Source organism: Butyrivibrio sp. NATIVEDY162 (assembly GCF_045999815.1).
Lineage (GTDB): Bacteria > Bacillota > Clostridia > Lachnospirales > Lachnospiraceae > Butyrivibrio.
On sequence record NZ_CP172573.1, the window covers coordinates 1,701,368 to 1,721,281 of the forward strand.

15 protein-coding genes are annotated in these 19,914 nt (G+C 40.9%); 1 reads left to right on the top strand and 14 read right to left on the bottom strand.

All coding sequences use genetic code 11. From position 1 onward, the window contains the following. Positions 1-11 precede the first annotated feature (11 nt). The 14 genes from fliW (ACHCNF_RS07005) to ACHCNF_RS07070 all read right to left on the bottom strand — a co-directional run bounded on the left by fliW (ACHCNF_RS07005) (position 12) and on the right by ACHCNF_RS07070 (position 18,682). Positions 12-458: a flagellar assembly protein FliW gene (gene fliW / locus ACHCNF_RS07005; protein ID WP_408072069.1), complete on the bottom strand. Its 447-nt coding sequence runs from the start codon at positions 456-458 to the stop codon at positions 12-14. Positions 459-524: 66 nt separating this feature from the next. Then, positions 525-1,520: a hypothetical protein gene (locus tag ACHCNF_RS07010; protein ID WP_408072070.1), complete on the bottom strand. Its 996-nt coding sequence runs from the start codon at positions 1,518-1,520 to the stop codon at positions 525-527. 8 nt (positions 1,521-1,528) lie between these two features. Beyond that, positions 1,529-2,008, bottom strand: a complete 480-nt coding sequence (locus tag ACHCNF_RS07015; RefSeq protein WP_408072071.1) for a flagellar protein FliT — start codon at positions 2,006-2,008, stop codon at positions 1,529-1,531. 76 nt (positions 2,009-2,084) lie between these two features. Next, entirely contained in the window at positions 2,085-2,525 is a 441-nt protein-coding gene (gene fliS, locus ACHCNF_RS07020) for a flagellar export chaperone FliS (RefSeq protein WP_408072072.1), read from the bottom strand. Between the two features lie 64 nt (positions 2,526-2,589). Beyond that, entirely contained in the window at positions 2,590-4,248 is a 1,659-nt protein-coding gene (fliD, locus tag ACHCNF_RS07025; protein WP_408072073.1) for a flagellar filament capping protein FliD, read from the bottom strand. Between the two features lie 328 nt (positions 4,249-4,576). Then, positions 4,577-5,047, bottom strand: coding sequence for a flagellar protein FlaG (locus tag ACHCNF_RS07030; RefSeq protein WP_408072074.1), 471 nt, complete (start codon positions 5,045-5,047; stop codon positions 4,577-4,579). A gap of 264 nt (positions 5,048-5,311) precedes the next feature. Continuing rightward, complete coding sequence (gene csrA / locus ACHCNF_RS07035) at positions 5,312-5,530, bottom strand: carbon storage regulator CsrA (protein WP_408072075.1); 219 nt, start codon at positions 5,528-5,530, stop codon at positions 5,312-5,314. Positions 5,531-5,587: 57 nt separating this feature from the next. Next, positions 5,588-6,049, bottom strand: coding sequence for a flagellar assembly protein FliW (gene fliW, locus ACHCNF_RS07040; RefSeq protein ID WP_408072077.1), 462 nt, complete (start codon positions 6,047-6,049; stop codon positions 5,588-5,590). A 316-nt stretch (positions 6,050-6,365) separates the two neighbouring features. After that, on the bottom strand, positions 6,366-8,558 hold the full coding sequence (locus ACHCNF_RS07045; RefSeq protein WP_408072078.1) for a flagellin N-terminal helical domain-containing protein: 2,193 nt from the start codon (positions 8,556-8,558) through the stop codon (positions 6,366-6,368). A 15-nt stretch (positions 8,559-8,573) separates the two neighbouring features. Next, positions 8,574-10,430, bottom strand: a complete 1,857-nt coding sequence (flgK, locus tag ACHCNF_RS07050; RefSeq protein ID WP_408072079.1) for a flagellar hook-associated protein FlgK — start codon at positions 10,428-10,430, stop codon at positions 8,574-8,576. A 320-nt stretch (positions 10,431-10,750) separates the two neighbouring features. Next, positions 10,751-12,436 carry a flagellar hook-associated protein FlgK gene (flgK, locus tag ACHCNF_RS07055; protein WP_408072080.1) on the bottom strand — a complete coding sequence of 562 codons (1,686 nt, stop codon included), beginning with the start codon at positions 12,434-12,436 and terminating at the stop codon, positions 10,751-10,753. A 1,197-nt stretch (positions 12,437-13,633) separates the two neighbouring features. After that, the gene (locus ACHCNF_RS07060; RefSeq protein ID WP_408072081.1) at positions 13,634-14,155 is read right to left on the bottom strand and encodes a flagellar protein FlgN; all 522 of its coding nucleotides are present in this window, start codon (positions 14,153-14,155) and stop codon (positions 13,634-13,636) included. Between the two features lie 386 nt (positions 14,156-14,541). Then, positions 14,542-14,820, bottom strand: a complete 279-nt coding sequence (gene flgM / locus ACHCNF_RS07065) for a flagellar biosynthesis anti-sigma factor FlgM (RefSeq protein ID WP_408072082.1) — start codon at positions 14,818-14,820, stop codon at positions 14,542-14,544. Positions 14,821-15,139: 319 nt separating this feature from the next. After that, the gene (locus ACHCNF_RS07070) at positions 15,140-18,682 is read right to left on the bottom strand and encodes a YfhO family protein (protein ID WP_408072083.1); all 3,543 of its coding nucleotides are present in this window, start codon (positions 18,680-18,682) and stop codon (positions 15,140-15,142) included. Between the two features lie 501 nt (positions 18,683-19,183). On the opposite strand from ACHCNF_RS07070, the gene ACHCNF_RS07075 reads away from it, so the two are divergent. Further along, on the top strand, positions 19,184-19,885 hold the full coding sequence (locus ACHCNF_RS07075; protein ID WP_408072084.1) for a hypothetical protein: 702 nt from the start codon (positions 19,184-19,186) through the stop codon (positions 19,883-19,885). The last annotated feature ends 29 nt before the right edge of the window (positions 19,886-19,914 follow it).

Here is a 19,914-nt window from a genome sequence, read left to right on the forward strand (position 1 = left end):
ATGCCGTAGCGTTATTTGTTCAAGTATTCATAAATGGGATACTTCGTTACATATTTTTCCTTATCCCATACCAGCTCAATCTGAGCACCTTTCCCTGTATCGGTATTGATAAGAATAGGAGCATTGAGATTAGCTGTCATATTAGAAATATCTTCCGGTACTGAAATCGTAACGAGAAGAAGAAGATTCTTATTGGTAAGTGGCTCTAAAAGTTCCACATCAGCCTCTTCTATCTGCGGATTGTAATCCGGCTTAATCGTAAGCGGGTCAATTACAGGAAGTGCAATATCAGGATCATCCATTGACTGCAGGTACCACAGAGAGCCAACCGGCTTCTCAAGATTGTGAATCAGAGCAAATTTTTGAAGATCGGGGAATCCCACAAGTCCAAAGGGCATTGTTATAATCTTCTCATCTTCAATGTCAACTTCGCCAAAGATTCTGGTATTAACTTTCATTTCTTTTCTCCCTCCTAAACTCTCATACGTCCGTTAATCAGACATCTTTATATGTAGTAATACCTTTTATTTCTTTGCTTCCTGAACCCTGAATCTGATCTGCCAAAATCTCTTTTCTTCTATCATCCTTCTGTAATTTAACAGATTTTCTCTTATTACCTGCGGATCATCGGTGGGTGCTATCTGATATCCCGGAATTACAGGAACGATTTTCGCAGCTATAGATGCTGTAATTGCATGATCTCCGCAGCTTATAATATATTCCGGTCTCACTTCCCTAATGGTGCTTAAGATGATATGCATCTCATCCTCGGATGGCATCCTGTCATCGCACTGAAAATAGGGAACTGACAAACCACGCACATAAACGTTATTGGCATTAGCCAGATACTGCATGGAGTTATGACCTTCTATTCCAAAAAGCGGTACCACATTTGCCACCGGCAGAAGGTCGTTGGTATTTATAATAAAAGTGTTCTGACACATACTAACCATTATCTCCTGAGCGATGAGGTTTGTAATATGTGTCTCTCTATGTGTGTCTGTCAGATACTGCTGAGTCAGGATTATCGTCTGATTGGCTCTCCTGTCCTTCAGCTTAATGAAACTGCCGAGGTCACCGATTCTTCCCCGGTAAAAATCTCTGCTTCTCTTGTAAATCTTATGAAATAACCTATCGGATTCTAATGTTATTATATACGGTTTTTGGTAAGAAAGATACCTCGCCTGCATAAGAAGGAAAAATCTGTATCTCTCATCTATGCGCATACCATCAACATATGCAAGAAATTCTGTATAAAATTCTCTGCTATCAGTAAGTCTGACCATCAAATGAAGATATGCCACATGCCGCAGCATATCCTGAGTACTTTCGTTTGGAAGAAAATAGACGCTTTTCCTGATTCTGTCAGCAAGCTCATGCTTACCTTCAGGTGAGAGGGCTCCGCTTATGATCCTGGCCCCAATCTGAAGCATCTCATCAAAGTACTCTGTGATATCTTCACATGATAATATATCAACTATTCTGTTTTCATATTCCTTTACAATGGGAAGTTCGTTCACATTATCACCTAGTTCTTCGTATCATAGAACTGAGGCGGTGTAATCTTGGACTTGTTCATCGTAAGATAGTAATCAAGGGCTGCCTGTGAAGATTTACGGTTTTGATTTATCTGACCCTTGGATGAACTAAAGTAGTTTTTGGCAAGTGCTCTGTTTCGTTTTTCGCCTGCCTCTATTGAGTTAGATAATCCCGTAATCTCTCTGATAAGATTTTGGAAAACCGCTATTTTTTCCCGATACTTATCCTTATTATCTTCAAGTTCCCTCTTTACTCTCTCATACAAGCTTTCAAATCCGTCATTTAGATTCTCAACCCGCCTGATCAGTTCGCCTTTGCGACTAATTGCTTCATCGAAGCGCTCTTCATCAAATTCCGTTGTAGATTCAAGTATTTCTTTCTGAGTCTCATTTTCCTTAACAATGTCTTCAAGGACTGTAATCTTCTCTCTGAGACTCTCTTCCATCATGTCCAGATATGATTCTGTCACTTTTTTATCCCCACTTTCTTCAAGTCTCACTGCTCATAAATTTGATCCCCATAAAAGCAGTAAAGGCACTCTTAATTTATGCCCCTGTCGGCACGCTCTGTGGCGCCGGCTGTTGGCCTCTTGCTATCTTGATAGCATCAACCCAGGTATCTCTCATAGTATGAATGTGTCTGTTTACCTCATTCATGATCTCAAGTGATTCATCCCTGTGAAGATCCGCCTCAACCAGCCTCTTCATAAGATAGTTATATACATTCTCAAAATCTTTTGCCACAGGATATTTCATATCAAGGGTATTATTTAAATAATCAATTATATTTTCAACCTTGAGAAGGTAAGTCGTGAATTTCTTCTCGTCTTCCTTCTCAAGCCCCATAATCGCAATATTACAGAACTTTATGGCACCATCGTAGAGCATCAGAGTAAGTTCCTCAGGCTTAGCCTGCTGGATCCTCGTATTCTGATACTGATTCATCATATTGCTCTGTCTTGCATAAGGATTTCTTGCTACCGGCATAACCTACCTCCGTGTGTCTGCTTATAACCATTATCCGTCAGCTAAGCTGACAATGTCCTTATTATCAGCCCGTTCCCAACATTCCGGCCAGGGAATTGGTCTGTTCGTTAAGCTTTGTCATTGCTTTTTCCATCTGGGCAAACTTGTCATAATACTTATCTTCCATCTTGCCCAGCTTGTCCTGTGCGTCCTTCAGCTGAGTCTTATACTTATCAACCTGCTTCTTCATCTGCTTATCTTCATATAAAGTATACGCACTTGAAAAATCGGTAGATTTCATAAGATCGCCGAGCTTTGAATACATTTCGGAAGATATAGCTTTAAAAAATCTGCTTACAAGTTGAGGATCTTTCTCAATCTTGGCTTTTAGCTTGTCCTCTTTTCCGCTGTACTGATCATCATCCTCATCGCCGTAGATATGCCATTTCATTCTATCGACCTCTTCACCGGCAAAGTAACCGGGAGTTGCGATATGGAATGACCAGAAGGAGGTCCTTACCTGTACTTCCTTACCTGTCTCTTTATTAATGTCTATTTCGCCCCAATCATAAGAGTTCATCATGATTTTCTTCATCTCTGACATAACTCTGAAAATTGTGGGATCTTTTGATAAGAGACTGTCTTCAATCTTTTTATTCCAGTCTTCAATCTCTTCCTCAGTCATTTCATCCTTTTGCTCTTTTGTAAGAATGTCAAAATCTTTTCCATCATCGGCATTGTACAAGGTGTGCATCTCACCAATGAGGTCATTGTATTCTTTGAGGAAGTTTTTAACCATATCGTAGATACCACTGGTATCATCTGTGGTCGTAAGCGATATATCTGACGCTACCTGCTTGGCGGTGATTGTGAGTCCGTTGATGTCAAAGGTGTTGTCGTTTGACTTATAAACCGCACCATTTAAGGTAATCTGAGAATCTTCACCAACTTTATGAGTAGCATCTTCGTTGGTATCGTAGTCAAGTCCGAGGGCTTTAACCACTCTCATGTCACTGTCTTTAAAATCGATTGAAAAGTTCTCATCCTCTCCGGATTTATTTGAAGTCATATAAATACGTCCCTGTCCGGCATCAAAGTTTGCATTTAAGCCATGACCACTTGATGATTTAGCTTCCTTAAAGGCAGCTAAAGCTTCTGCAATTGACTGTTCAGGATCAATAGTAATATCAATAAACTCGCGTGTATCCTCAGTAGCTCCTTCCGGTGGTTCCTTGCCAAATCTGATTCTTATCTTATTCTTGTAGTCATCATCAGTAACTGCAGGAGTAATCTCATTACCATCCTCATCTTTAACCGCTTCCTTATGAACAGTTGCTGTTGATGAGTATGAGCTTATAGAACTAAGCGGCGTGGTTGAACCAAGGCTTCCGGAATTTGAAGTTATTTTCCCACCTGTCAAATACGCACTGCTTGCAAGCTTATCAACAGACAGCTTCTGATTACTGTTCATAGCTGTTCCGCTGGTAACAACAGAAACTGCACTATCATTAGAAACACTGGTAGTTTTCTTTATAAAAGATGAATCATATCTAAGATTACTAAGAGTCTTATTATAGAAGTCCACAACCTTCTTGTTGAGTTCCTTCCATTTATCCATCTTCATGTCATATTTTTTCTGATCACTTTTTATTTTATCAACTTTTTGTGACTCAACCTTCGTCAGCTCGGTAATGATACTCTCAGTATCGAGTCCGGAAGCGAGTCCGGTTATTCTCATGGTCATATGGTGCTCCTTTCTACTAAGGTAGTTCTGCTCTTGCTTCGTTCGTGAAAAACGGTATGCTCACTAAGTTTTTCAGCTGAAGTTCTGCTCTCGCTTTGTTCGCCAGAAATGATATACTCACTAAGTAATTTTCAGCTGAAGTTCTGCTCTCACTTCGTTCGCCAGAAATGATATACTCACTAAGTAATTTTCAGCTGAAGTTCTGCTCTCACTTCGTTCGCCAGAACCGGCATACTCACTAAGCTCGATAAAATCTCGATAAATGATTATGCTGAAAAAAGCGCAGAATACCCCTTGCACACTTAAAATAGCCTTCCGAAAGTGATCTTTATCCTCTTTCGTCGACCATAAGTCCGGCCAGTTCCCAAGCTTTTGCTATCATATCCAGTGTCTTTTCAGGCGGCAGCTCCTTGATAGTCTCTCTTGTTGTCTTGTCCACGATCTTGATGGTGATACGGTTTGTATCCTCGTGGATTCCGAAGACTGCCTCTGAGTTGCTGATGAGTTTCTTGTTCATCTCGCTGATAGCATTTTTAATGCGCTTGTTCTCTGCCTCAATCTGTTCCTCAGTCCTCTCCTGACGAGTAGGCACGTTGGGATTTGTACTCTCCTGATTTTCCTTCTTCGGCACCTCTACGCTGGGCATAGGAGTGGAATTAAGGGAAAAGTCCGGTTTTTCCTGTTCCTGTCCCTGTGACTGTACGCCTTCAGGGAAATTTACAACATGCTCTGTCTTCTGGACTTCGGGAATTTGTGTCGTGCTAACTGCACCAACTTTTCCGATTGCATCCATTGCCATCACTCTCACCTCCTTGTGTTATGTTTACAGCGGATATCCCTCTCCGCTTTTTTCATATCTGTATGCCTAAAAAAATTCATAAACATACATATAGTTTCCTCTATCCATTATATCGGATGTAAAAGCGTAACATTTAGCTTATTAGAATTATTTAATAAAATATTTATATACCGGATATAAATAGGGAGCTGTCACCCCAACGTAACAACTCCCTTTAAATAGTTTTAATAATAAATTATAACTGCCTTCGCTACGGGCATTTCATTATTTAAGCAAATTGGCCAATGCAGAAATACCATCGGTATTGGTTGCTGCCTTGTTCTCCTCCTGGATCTGGAGATAGACCTCCTTGCGGTAAATCGGTACTTCTTTGGGTGCGGCAATTCCCACTTTTACCTGGTCACCCCTTATATCTAAAATAGTAATCTCTATATCATTATTGACAATGATAGATTCGTTCTTTTTTCTGGATAATGCTAACATGGCTCTTCCTCTCTCCTTTTTTTATACCAGACTCCCCACAGAAGTTATCACAAAATCTTAACTCTGAGCTGCTTCCTTCTGCTTCTGAAGATAGTCATAAATAGGGTACTTAACAGGATAATCATCATCGTCAATGATAATCTGACAAGCCTTGCAATTTCCCGAATTAATTACGATGGGTCCCTTGAGGTTAACTGTCATCTTGGTAATATCCTGAGGGACAGTTACTGTTACGAGAATCAAAAGATCCTCATCCTCCAGCGGAAGGATATCCTTGATGGTATCCTCCTGAACAACAGGATTAAAATCCGGCTTAACATAAAGCGGATCCATAACCGGCATAGCAAAAACCGGATCATCAAGCGACTGCAGCCACCTGATGTTGTTCGTCTCCTTATCCTTATCATGCATCAGCGCAAACTGAGTCATGTCCGGAAAACCAATGATACCCTTCGGAAACTCGATGATCTTGCTATCTTCAATCTCAATCTCTCCGAAAATTCTGGTCTTAAGTTTCATTCTGGTGCCCCTCCATATGAAAAATGTACCTTACTATGTGAGCCAAAGCCCGTTAAAAAAATTATTCTCAATAACGCTCCGGCTAAAATAAATAAGCTCAATAACCCATCTTTTTAAAATCAATTCCGATTTTTGTCAGAATCGAAGTTCCCAAATATTCAGAAGGCAATCCTGTACGTATATTTATACTTATATATGATGTGAGTATCAAAATGCTTAACATGTAAACATGTATGCAATTTTGACTTTTGACACCTATATCATATAAATATTGTATGCAAATTAACGATATTTAGCAAGGAAAAGATTATGCCCGTCAAATATAATTCATCAGTGAATCCTTGCTGATCTTACCGGTTGCCATAAGAGCAGCCTGGTAAGTGAGCTGTGCTGTTGCAAGATTCGTAGCTGTCTCGGCAAGGTCAGCGTCCTCATTATCGGACTGCAGAGTCTTGAAGGTGGTATTCTGATCCTGAAGTCTTGTGTTTATAAGCTCAAGTCTCTTACTTCTGGTACCGTTATCTGTAACTGCCACATTTGCCTTATCAAGTGCCTGTTGAATGCTTGTGATCTTGTGCTCGAACTCCTCCTGAATGTTCTGTCTGAGGTAGTCGTATGCCTTTTTACATGCATCAAGCTCATTCTGAACGGTTCTTATCTCGTCGGCATCGGTCAGGCCTGCAATCTTATCCTTCAGAGTTTCCATGGTAGTATTAACTATGTCCATCCTGGCCTTTATCTGTTCAAGGTCGAATATATCTCTTTTTATGGTTGTTGTGAAAACTGAGTTGGCAGTGGTGTTAATGGTGATCTTCTGGGCATATCCCACGTCATACTGGATTTCATGAGGTGCACTTCCACCGTTGTAGATTACGCCTTCAGCATCAACGCAGCCAAAGAGGTTCTGAGGCCTGATATCTCCTTCCTGCCATTCCTTTTTGTCATAAACAACATCTATCGTATTTGCGTTTCCTACAAAAGGAAGTGATGCAAGCTTCTCAGTCAGGTAATCATTCAAAAGGACTTCACCGGTCTTGGCATTTAAGTAAACCAGGTTATTATAGGTCATGCCAAATTCCTTGTAGGCTTCTTCAAAAGCCATCTCATCATTGCCCTGGTTTCCTGAATTGTAGGCACTTCTCTTGGGTGCATATTCACCCTTAAGCTGTCTGTATGCTTCGTCTATTTCATCTTCTGTTGTTGTGGAATACAGAATATGATCCGTGTCGATTACAATGGAAGTTTCCTTATACGAGGAATGCATGGTTCCGTTGGAGGTTACCTGCAAAACTGTCTTTGTCCAGTTTTCATACTCATCCTGTCCTGTATCCTTCTCTATCGTGTAGGTTCCGTCACCGTTTACTGTGGCGGTAAATCCATTATCCACATCGATCTTGTACTGCTGCCCTACAGGTCCGATCAGAGGAACTGAGGTCTCTTCGTTTTCTCCATCTGAAAAAACGAGAGTAGATACGCTGGTATCATGCATGGAAACTATCGCACTTTTTATTCCTGTGGGAACGTCGAACTGTCCGTCGCCATCACCGTCTGTGAGAACTCCGTCCTTACTTACTTCGAACTGATACATGTCAAAAGTTCTGGTATCTGTTACGTTGATTATGTAACCGCGCTCGGGGTGAGTAATGCTGGCGCGCTCTGCAGTATACATATAATTGCCGACTGTCACGGAATAGATATCTGAAAGTGGTACATACGCTATCTGCTCCTCGCCCGCGTCATTGACAAATTTTATATCAAAATATGTCATATCAGTGTTAGTGATGGAGGATGTAGCTTCCTGTGCGAGGTTTTCTCTGAATTTCAGATATGCCTTGTTTTCATCGCCAACGGTGTAGTCGAGATTATCATAAGAGAGTCTGATTCTGCCAACGTCTATCTGGCGTATGTCATCCTCTTTTGTCTCATTCGCATACTTTCCGGGGATGTTGGTATCAAGTACATTACCTGCATCAAGATACTGCATGTTCAGTGTTCTATAGGATGTGCTGATGTTTTCAGCATTGAACTCATCATTTATGTCTGTAAAATTTTCTGTCGTGGGCTTGTCATAAGAAAGCGCTGTATCTGTGCGGAACCCTGTGAAAATGTAACGTCCTGCATAATCCACATTGCCGGTCGAATAGTATTCTTTTGAAAGGGCACTCAGCTGAGTTACAAGGGTGTTTAAGTCTTCCTTTGTGAGATCCTTGTTGGCACCTCTGTTTGCCAGCGAGATTGCATCCGTCAGTACATCAGTAATTGTAGAAAGCGCATCCTCAGTAACATCCATCCAGCTCTTTGCATCCTTCGAATTTTTCTGATAGTACTGGTCAAGCTGTGAAACCGTAGAACGAAGTCGCAAAGCTCTGATAGCAATAACGGGGTCGTCGGAGGGTCTTGCTATCTTTTTTCCTGTAGCCATCTGTGTGTTGACCTCGTCCTCAGCAACCTTGTTGTTATTGATGTTGTAGAGTGAGTTATTGTTCATGATCTTGTTGGTAATTCTCATGTTAAAAGCCCTTTCTTATACTCCCGTCTCCAGAATCAGTCTGTCGTAAACCTTTGACAGGGTGTTGATCATCTTGGAGTTAAGTGTGTAGCTGTGTTCAAACTGAACAAGTGCGGATGCTTCTTCATCCTCATCGACGCCCATTACTGAAAGTCTCTGGTTGCCGATAGTTTTTTCAAGTGCCGTGTAGGTCTTTTCAAGTGTATCGGAGTTGCTGGTGTTAAGTGCCACATCTCCAAGCACCTTATCAAGGAACTCTCCGCTTGTAGCTCCTCGGAAAATGTCCTCTTTTGAGAAGAACTCTCCAAGTGTCTGAATGTTTCTGTATTCTGACTCGCCCTCTGTCATATCCATCTTGGTGGCAAGAAGGTCGGCGTTTGTTCTAAGCTCTCTTGTTACTATAAAGTTGCCTGCTGTCACCTCGTAATAGCCCTTGTTATTGGACAGTGAAGTGAGCTGCGGGAATGAAAACTGTGCGCTGGAGTCCATGTCGCTGGTTCCCGTCAGTATGTAGGAGCCTTCAATTGAATCGGAAGTGAAGCCTTTGGACATAATGTCGTTAACTCTGTCTGAAAAGCGTCTTATCCACTCGTTCATCTGCTGCATATAGTACGGAATACCCTGATATGAAAAGTCTCCACCCACAGTTGCTGTTCTGTATTTGGGTGGTGTAGTGGACCTTGTGCTCTCTGCGGTAAGAACGAAGGTATAGGTGTCACCGCCGTCATACTGCCAGTCTTCATATGAATAGATTTTACTTGCTACTTCGATTTTTCCTGCAGCAGGGAGAGTGCATTTCGACATGTCCATAAGGTTAGTATCTGAAACCTTTACGGTAACTGTTGTAAGTCCGGTCTTGGAATCTTTGATGGAATTTTGCACTTCACCGTTAAAGAAGAAGCTGTTATTTCCATCTCTCATATCGATAAGTCCCTGCAGCTCTCCACCAATCAGTCTGTTATCAAGATCAAATACGTCAAGCTTGCTGGTGTTGTCACCTTCCTTGTAATTGGAAGTTGCCCATTTTATATCGTAGAGTCCCACAAGGTCGCTCTGATTTACATTTTCATTGGCTTCCCTGGCAATGCAGATTAGTTTTCTGTAGGCATAGCCATCGAGAAGCTGCTGTTTTCCTGCTACATTGACGATAAGTCTGGTTGCTCCGGTCTCTCTCTCGGGATTACTTGCATCCACAACCTTGGTTTCCTTGACATCTATATCGACTATTTTGGAAAGTTTATCAAGTAGCTCATCTCTTTGGTCTCTGAGCTCGTTTGCTCTTGAGCCCTGCATCTCTATGACGTTTATCTGCTCATTAAGGGAGCAGATCTGCTGAGCGAAGGAATTTATTGAATCGCAGCTCAGTTTGATTTCCTGATTGATGTCGTTTTGGAGCTGTTTTAATGACTCTGACATATGATTGAAATAGTCAGTTATCTGCGACAGTGATGATACGAAGGTTGCCTTGGTTTCTGTTGTTCCGGAAGCTTTCATAACATCCTGAAGTGCTGCCTGCATCTTTGAAAACAGGCTTGAGAAACCTGTATTTCCGTCATCTTTAAAGTACTCCTGAGCTAGCTGATTGAAGTAGTTACGCTGTTCTACTCTTCCAAGGAGCGTTTCGTTTGTTCTGTACTTCACATCGTAGAACTCATCACGGACTCTCTCGATAGCAATGGTATCAACACCTGCACCTGCGCATCCATAGGTTGTGAAAACCCTGAGTGCATCTGATGCTCTCTGCTCTACCTTCTGACGGCTGTATTCATCAGTGTTGGCATTGGCTATGTTATTGGCCGTTGTATTAAGCGCTGCGTTCGCCGCCCTAAGTCCTGATGCAGCTATGTTTAATCCAAAAAATGTTGAAGGCATGGTGTTAATCCTTTCTATACAAGAGGTAGTTCCGCTCTCACGATTCTGGCATCGACAACTGATGAAAAAACGGTAGCTTCAAATTATAGCAAGCATATAATCTAGTTAATATAAAGCAACTACACTAGTGTTTTGTCTGGATGACTTTTGATTTAATTACGAAGTATCATTCTCAATAGGCTAGGAATCTGAATGAGTCGTAGCGGTGGCTAAGGCGATTGAAGATGACGATACATATTGAGAATTAGACAAGTAATTAAACAAATTGTCATCCATACAAGACACTAGTTATACGGAGCAGTGCTAAATCAATAAGTGATTCAGCTTCCAAGAGCTGTAACTACGTGCTCGAGCATTTCGCTTACCACATTTATGTATCTGCTCGAAGCATTGAATGCATTCTGGAACTCTATCATGAACTCCAGCTCCTCATCACTTGATACACCAACTATCTGCTCTCTGGCATTTGTAATGGCATCAACTGTGAGCTCCTGGTTTTCTCTTATTCCTTTATAAACTTCACCTGAGTTTGCAACCTGTGAAACCAGCATATTGTAATAGCCTGTGAAATCAGTTTTTGTTGCAACATTAGGATTGATGATGTACTTAGCCGTTGTGAAAGCGGTCTTAAGCTTTTCTACAGTTACCTGATCTTCGCTTCCATCTGCAAGGAGGAACTTCATTGCAGTTGGCTCTTGTAGATATATCGGATTAATTCCGATATTCGTTACCATGAAGCTTTTCCTTACTGTTCCCGCCTGGTGATTCTTATCTATGTCGTAGTTCAGGCAATCCTCTTCGTCCAGGCATTTAAAAAGATCATAATCTGATGTTTTTCCCTCAACTTCACCAAGTGTCACGGGATTACTGCCGGCTTCCTCAAATACCTGATTTATCGCGGTGCACATATTTTTTATCATCTGATCAAATTCTGCTTCAACGTTCATGATGACTGACTGGGCGATGTTTGTGTTGTAGTATACACCTGTGCCATCCTCCGTGATGTCATGATAATTAGCGTGGTGGTCACCTCTTGCCAGAAGTGTTGAGCGGAGCTTACCGATATCTGTATTCATTGCTGTTGATACTGTCTGTGTCAGATCAAATACCTTTGCTCCTTTAATATCCGTTACTACCCATTCTTCTTTTATTTCATCGTACTCTTTTTTTGCTGCATACTCCCAATAAGGAGTGTTAAAACCAACTGCGCTTCCGCCTTTATCTGCAGGAAGTATGTTGTCACATGCCATGTGATTTACATGGTCGGTAGTAACGAACTGGGAACCTTCAAACTGTACCAGAACATTTCCGAAAACGTCCTCGTAGTAGCTGATTCTTCCAAGCTCTCCCAGTTGATCCAAAAGAAGATTTCTCTCATCACGAAGGTCATTTGCATGTTCCTGGTGTCCTGATTCTATTTTCACTATCTCGAGGTTAAGCTCTTTTATTCTGTCGCCAATGCCATTTATCTCTTCAACAAGACTTGCTACCTTGAGGTCCATGTTGTCCTGATAATTTGTAAATCCTTCATAGACGCTCTTGGCTCTTGTGAGGAACTCATTTGCTCTTGTCACAAGTGTGCTCTGATTGACAGCAGAAGTAGGATTCTTACTCATTTCCTGAACAGCTACCCACAGATCCTTCATGGAATCCGCGAACTCAATTCCGTTCATCTCCTGAAGCTGATCCTCGATCTCTTCCAGGGTTGTCACAGACACATCATAGAAAGATTCTCTACCTGTCTCCTGCCTGTAGCTTTGGTCAAGAAAAAGGCTTCTGACCTGTTTACAGTTATTGTAAACAACTCCGAGACCTGTCTGTTTCCAGGAAATTATTCTGAAATCCTTTTCAGTGGTGATATAAGGGCGAGTGCCCTGTGAAACCTGCTGTCTAGTATAACCTTCCGTGTCTATGTTAGACATATTGTGAGCTGTGGTGTTCAGTGCGCTCTGTGATGTCTGAAGACCAGATGCTCCAATATATAAGCTACCCATTAAAGATGCCATGTATCTACCTCGTTATTGTGGCTGTTTTTATTCTCTTGGTGCCTGTGTTTTTCGGTTTTGGTGGTTTTATTTGTGTCCTTGGTTTTTTTGGTTTTGGTGTTTTATTTATGTCTTTGGTTTTTTGGTTTTGGTGTTTTATTTATGTCTTTGGTTCTTTGGTTTTGTTGGTTTTATTTGTGTCTCTGTTTCTTTGGTTTTGTTGGTTTATTTATGTCTCTTTTTTCGGTTTTACTGTTTTACTGTTGTATTGATGCCTGTGTCTTTTACATTGTGTCCTTAGTAAGGCTTGCAATTTCTTGATCAGGAATTATTATTCATATAATGTATCGGCAACTTTGGGTTTTATCTTATATTCATAGCAAAAAAATGTAGATATTCATCCACTTTCTAAATGTTGTTTTATCTTGGATGAATGCTTTTACAGCGGTTCATACTTTTTTATGGTCTCTGCTTTTTCTGGATGAATAGATTCTACCTTTCAGTTCACGCGCTGAATGGCATGTTCATCCTTTTTAGGTTTCTGCCTTTTCTGGATGAATGGATTCTGTCTTTTAGTTCACGCGCTGGATGGCATGTTCATCCTTTTTTAGGTTTCTGCTTTTTCTGGATGAACATGTTTGTATAATAATTCATACTATCTCGAGCTTTTAGCTTATTTAGTACCATCGCTATCAGCACCATATTCATCCAAAATATGCAAAAGTCTCTAAGCGTATGAATTTTGACCTATATAAAAATTACTAGTTTTAGGAATAATTCATCCAGAATAACAATAATTAACAATATGGTATGAACTATTCAAAAAATAAGTTCATACCACATTGGCATAATCACCTTTCTGGATGAAAACTGCAGGGCAAGCAGTAGTCTTTATTATCATGTTTTGCAAAATTGGATGAACCAGCAGAAATAGAAATGCGTAAACAATAGTGCAAATAAAAGCAGAAATAGAAATGTTGTAGATAGAAGCAGTTGTAACAGAAATGTATAGATCGAAGCAACAACAGAAATGTATAGATAAAATCAGAAATATGAAAGCATAAATAAAAAAGTAAATAAAACACAAAAAAAGAACAAATACAGCCATTCCTAATAATAAGGGGGCCACATTCATTCTTTTAATAAACGTATTAAAGTTGTAGATAAAATCTATCTTAAATGATCTATTGCCTTGTACAGTCCGGAAGAAAACAATAATTACTGCTTAGCATCAAACCGTCCCATAGGTGCAACACCAATAAGGTCGCCTCTGGTTCCAGCAAATCTTGTATAATTAGCTGTCTCCGGAGCACGGCGTGCTGACTGAATGATGTTCATCTCATACTGCACCATCTCAAGGGAACTTTGCAAAAGAATCTGATTCTGATCATTTACCCTTTGGACATTTGATGATACTGCCTTTAGCTTATCTCTCTGAATTGCGAGGTTTCTCTGCTCATTTGGTCTTGAATTCAGCATCCTGACAAGATCTGTCAGTTTTAAATCATTGCCCTTTTCACCTATGACCTCAGCAATACTGTCCATCACAGCTTCTCGTTCCTTATCAACAGCTGAAATCAGTGAGACAACTGCCTGCTCATCCTCTGTGATCTTAGCAAGTTTTTTCAAATCCCTCTCAACAATGACAGGAGTCTTTTTCCCTGACAAATCAAGAAGTCTCTCATATAAAGCACATTCTCTGTCGAGAACATCTACAAGATTCTGTAATAAGCTTGCCATGCTGCTGTCCTCCTAGCTTCGAAACTACCTCGCCCATATCCTCTAACGTAAAATCTGCTCTCACTTCCTTCGTCAGAGCTTGTAACTTCACCGGCTCGTAACTACCTCGCCAAGCGTTATCTGATGAAGTTCTGCTCTCACTTCCTTCGTCAGAACTTGTAACTTCACCGGCTCGAAACTACCTCGCCAAGCGTTATCTGATGAAGTTCTGCTCTCACTTCGTTCGCCAGAACTAGCACATTCACTAGGCTCGAAACTACCTCGCCAAGTGAATGTCCTAAAAAAGGGCAAAGTTATAGAGCCTGCCTAATGTCCATCGGAGCTTAAACCGTTCGATTAAGCCGGCTCTAATAGTTTCTATATATCATTTTCATATAAGATTAGCCTTATAATGATTCGCTGAGTCTAGCGAGGAGCTTCTCTGCAAAATCCTCTCCGCTAACGTCATACGTTCCGTTCTTAATTGCACTCTTTATAGGTGCCGTAACGTCCTCCCTGACATCCGGAGCCTCTTTCACAGCCTGCTTAGCAACCTGAATATCCTTACCAATTGAAGAAATCTTCAGAGTATCAGAAACATTATTTGTTTTCTGAGTCTTAGCGGTCTTATTCACTTTGCTAGTGCCATAAACTTGTTGAATCTGGCTGTAAGCTTCTATACGCATATCGTTTCCTCCTTCCTTGGAGAATTTCTTTAGTTCTACTACATGTATCGGCGTATTTTCTAATTACTTTAGAGGTTTTACGAAAAAAAATCAATTGATTTAAAACTCTTCCTCTAAATACATTCCGGATGACTCTATCTTGTGGATAAGCATCCTTTCATACCTTATCTTGTAGTACTAACTACGAAAACCCAAGGTGTTGTGTCATTTCTTCCCCACCGATAATAATATCGGACAACACTTTAGAAAACTTAACCCCTATTTTGAAAAAAAATTTATTTTTTTTTTAGAAAATTGTCCAAACTGTGAACGTGATTCATTATTCAATTTTCAGCTTATCAACATTCTCGGTCACAACAACAGGCTCAGAGGGAAGTTCGCCCAATCCATCATAATCTTCTATAGAAAGTTCAACTTCATCTCCTGCCTTGAAGTATCCAAGATCCAACACTTTCTGACAGGATGCATTGCCATAGCCACTTATAAACGTATCTTCTATAAAAATAGCAAGAGATCTGTCGATGTCTTTATCGCGCTTCATATAGAAATATAATTCACCATCGGAAGAAGGGTGGATCACATACTTAAGCACTACATTCCCTGCTTCAGATCCTGATTCAGTTTCTGCCACACACCCATTCTCAGACCCTGATTCAGCTCCTGCCAGGCATCCATTCTCAGACCCTGATTCAGCTCCTGCTGGGCATCCATTCCCAGACCCTGGTTCAGTTTCTGCCGCACACCCATTCTCAGACCCTGATTCAGCTCCTGCTGGGCATCTATTCTCAGATCCTGTCGCGGATTCAGCATCTTGGCAGACGTTTGCTTCCTTAGCTCTCTCACAAATCGCCTCTTCAAACACTTCATCATTCCTACCGGTAAACTTATTCCACAGAATTTCCTGTGCATCAAAAGGATTCTCCGCATCTGATATCAGCTTCAACAGCTCCGGTATTTTCTCTTCTGAAGTATATGATGCCGGAAGGACATACAGATTCTCGGTAATATAGCCATCAATATTTTTGCTGTCTTCGCCAATAACATATTTTATTCCAAGAATGGCGTCCGCACATTTAGTATTGTTTGCATCATACATCGTATAAAGTCCGTTGTCATTAAATCCCAACTCATACATAAAAAGACGATTCTGCACTTTTAAAAGGCTGTTGTAGGTAGTTGTTCCCGGATATCCAAAGTGTAATGAATCGTTGGGAGTTCTTGGATTTAATGATTCTATCCTGTATCCAAAGGATTTTTCTCCGAAGTTCTCAGGATAATATCTAATTTGTTCTGTTCCCAGATTTCTTATACCTTTTTTATCTGAAAAACTTGCCCCCGAGTTTTCCGCAACTGGCTGTTCTTCCTCAGTCTGCTCTTCCGTTACTAACTGCCCTTCCTCAATCTGTTCAATCCGCTCTTCTGTTACTGCCCGATCTTCCTCAGGCAGTTCTTCTGTTACTAACTGTTCTTCCTCAATCTGCTCTTCCTCAATTCGCTCTTCCTTAATCTGCTCTTCCGTTGCTGGCTGTTCTTTCTCGATCAGTTTTTCCGATGCTATCTGTTCTTCCTCGATCAGTTTATTAAGCGCTTGCAGCCCGGTTTCTATCTCTTCGCATTTTGCCATATAGCCTGAGACCGTCTCAGCATTCATAGAGGACTGTCTGTATATACAAATAAAATTCAACGATATATCAATCACAAGAACAATGCCTGCCAAGACAAAAATGGCACTTTCTTTAGGCAAAAGATTCTTTTTTATTAATCCAATACCCTCTTCTATCTCTTGCTGATTTACATTATTATGTGCATCCTCGCATTTATCTAATTTCCGGCAAAATGAGTTATCCTCATTTTTTCCAAAATACCGACAGGATGAGCTATCCTCATTTTTACTAAAATTTCGGCAGGATGAGCTATCTTCATTTTTACCAAAATTTCGGCAGGATGAGTTATCTCCATTTTTACCAAAATTTCGGCAGGATGAGCTATCTTCATTTTTACCAGAATCCCAACTAAAAGAGCTATCCTCATCCTTCGCAAGCAGCCACAGTATGAAGAAAGCCATAGCAAACAAAGCTCCGTTCAGGATCCATGCCTTTGTCCCCATAAATTCCGTCTTACTACAAAAAGCAAGGACAAAGAGAATACCACCAATACCTCCCGACAGAAGAACAGCTCTCCTACTGATGCCGTCAAGTTTCATAAGGCAAACATAGGCAAGAGTAATGCATACAAATGAAAATATGAAGGAATATCTGTAGAGATATCCATATGCCTCTGTTCCTCCATGGGCCAGGGTATTAAGTGGTTTGATACAGAAAAACATCATGATTATCACTGTGAATGCTGCCATAAGCCACTTGAATTTCGGAGCTATCTTTTTATTAAAAAAGAGCAATATAACCGGTATTATGAGCACCGCCCCAAAATATATGTTGGGTTTACCGGCCATGATCTCCAGGGAATCGTAGCTCATTGTAAACAGCTTCGGTATCACTGACAGCGGTGAAATGTACTGCCCAACCGCCTCAGATGAAGGAAGTATATTTGTAGCAACATCTCCTATCTTTTGGGAGTGATCCTTGTTACTCCCCATAAGTGACATCGCAGTAGGCGCTAAAAACCATACATCAAGAACTAGGCTCGCTATCGTAGCCGTCACAAACTGCGCAAATTTATATAAAGCGCAAGTTTTCCCGGTCTGTGCCTTTTCCTTTTTATTTATGCTCCAGGTCTTATTATTCTCCATCTGTGCATTTATATGATGTTCTTCAGCCAGCCTATTTTCCTGTACATTTAAGCCACCATTTGCCGTTACATTTAAGCCACCGTTTGCCGCTACATTTAAACCACCATTTGCCTGTGCATTTAAACCACTATTTGACGCTACATTTAATCCACCATTTGCCTGTGCATTCAAACCACCATTTGCCGCTACATTTAAGCCACTATTTACCAGTACATTCAAACCACTATTTGACGCTACATTTAAGCCACTATTTACCAGTACATTTAAACCACTATTTGCTAAGCCACTTTGCAGTCTCTCTGTAAACCACTCAGTAAAAGAAAACATAACCAAAAGAAGTGCAAAAATCCCTAAAAACATCAGTATCATTGCTGCAATGTAATAGTTCATTACAACCATGATCATAACGGACACAATATAAATCGAACGCCCTCTCTTTTCACCACGCATCATTTTGAAGAAACCTATCAGCACAACAGGCATCATGATGACTGCATCAAGCCACATGATATTGGTCATGTTGGCTATCATCCAACCACTATATGCAAATGCCATGGATGCCATAACGTTAGAGCACAGGCAAAGAAAGTCGTCAGATTTTGTATAGGTTCTTACTCTAGTGGATTTATTTCCGGCGTCGATATTTTCTCTACTTTCGCCACTAATATCAGTTGCTGTTGCAAGACGTCTCCGGACATATGAAAAGAACAGAGAGGTAGTCCCGGCAGTTGCCGCAATTTTCACCATAATAAGGAAAGTAACCGCCACAGCATAATGTTTTTCTGGAATAAATACGAACATCAAAAGAAACGGACTGGTCAGATAATATGCCCATATTCCCAGCATATCCGCACCAAGGCCGCAGTTTTCAGAGTGCAAAAAGCCATCCTTCCCATGCCATACATTGCTGTAGTAGGAAAAGAAATCAACATACTGCTCCTTCATGTCTTCGTACATAAAGGTCCTGTCACCAAAGGGTGTTATACGAAGCACCAGGCAAAGCAGCATAAACAAAAGGGCAGCAAAAAAAGCCGCTATTAACGCGGTTCTAATAGTCGGCTTTTTACTTTCTGTACTTATTCTATCTTTTATCTTTTTAAATCCCGTAACCATTTTTCATACAACTCATGCCCCAAAGGCAGTAGACCGGAACGCTGAGCGAGTAAAACCAACAAACCGGTCAAAATCTTTAGCTAATTTATTATAATACCTCTCTGAACGCTAGTCGAGTTTTTCTTAATATATGATTATTGAATTTCCTCAGAAATTCAATATTTGTACTGGACCAGATCTTCGCAAAGCAAGGAGCGTCCTGCGGACTTTGTCATAAAGTGGGGAGGATACCGCTTGCGGTAATACGACATGAGGAGGAACCCATTTATGGGATGAGCCCTGATGTCATTTATTCCTTATGACGCTTTTAAGCGCTGGATTCTTGAACTCATTTTCCGATTTGCGTTCAGGAAGTCATAAAAATTGATATGGCAGCTGGATTGATATGGTAGCCGAGTTGGTGTGGCCCTGGGCTTAAAGGCTCGCGGTATTATGATTTTGCTATTGATATGAGTTTGTGTTGATAAGGCTTGGTATTGACGCTGCTTGAAAAAATATTAGATGCAGCTGTTTATAATAACTCGACTGGGTGAACATTTTTCTGCTACTATCAGGAAAATAGTGGACAGTAGCAGAACGATTGGCACTCAGGATTCTGCTACTATCGGGAAAATTGTGGACGGTAGCAGAACGATTGGCTGTCAGGATTCTGCCACTATCGGGAAAATTGTGGATGGTGGCAGAAAGATTGGCACTAAGGATTCTGCTACTATCAGGAAAATAGTGGATGGTGGCAGAAAGATTGGCACTCAGGATTCTGCTACTATCAGGAAAATTGTGGATGGTGGCAGAAAGATTAGCACTCAGGATTCTGCTACCATCAGGAAAATTGTGGATGGTAGCAGAACGATTGGCACTAAGGATTCTGCTACTATCGGGAAAATTGTGGACAGTAGCAGAACGATTGGCACTAAGGATTCTGCTACTATCGGGAAAATTGTGGATGGTGGCAGAAGGATTGGCACTAAGGATTCTGCTACTATCGGGAAAATTGTGGACGGTAGCAGAACGATTGGCACTCAGGATTCTGCTACTATCGGGAAAATTGTGGACGGTAGCAGAACGATTGGCACTCAGGATTCTGCTACTATCAGGAAAATAGTGGACGGTAGCAGAACGATTGGCTGTCAGGATTCTGCTACCATCAGGAAAATAGTGGATGGTAGCAGAAAACTGTATATAAATGGAGCTGTTCTGCCATGACCGCATTTTTCGGGGTTTCCACGAATGCC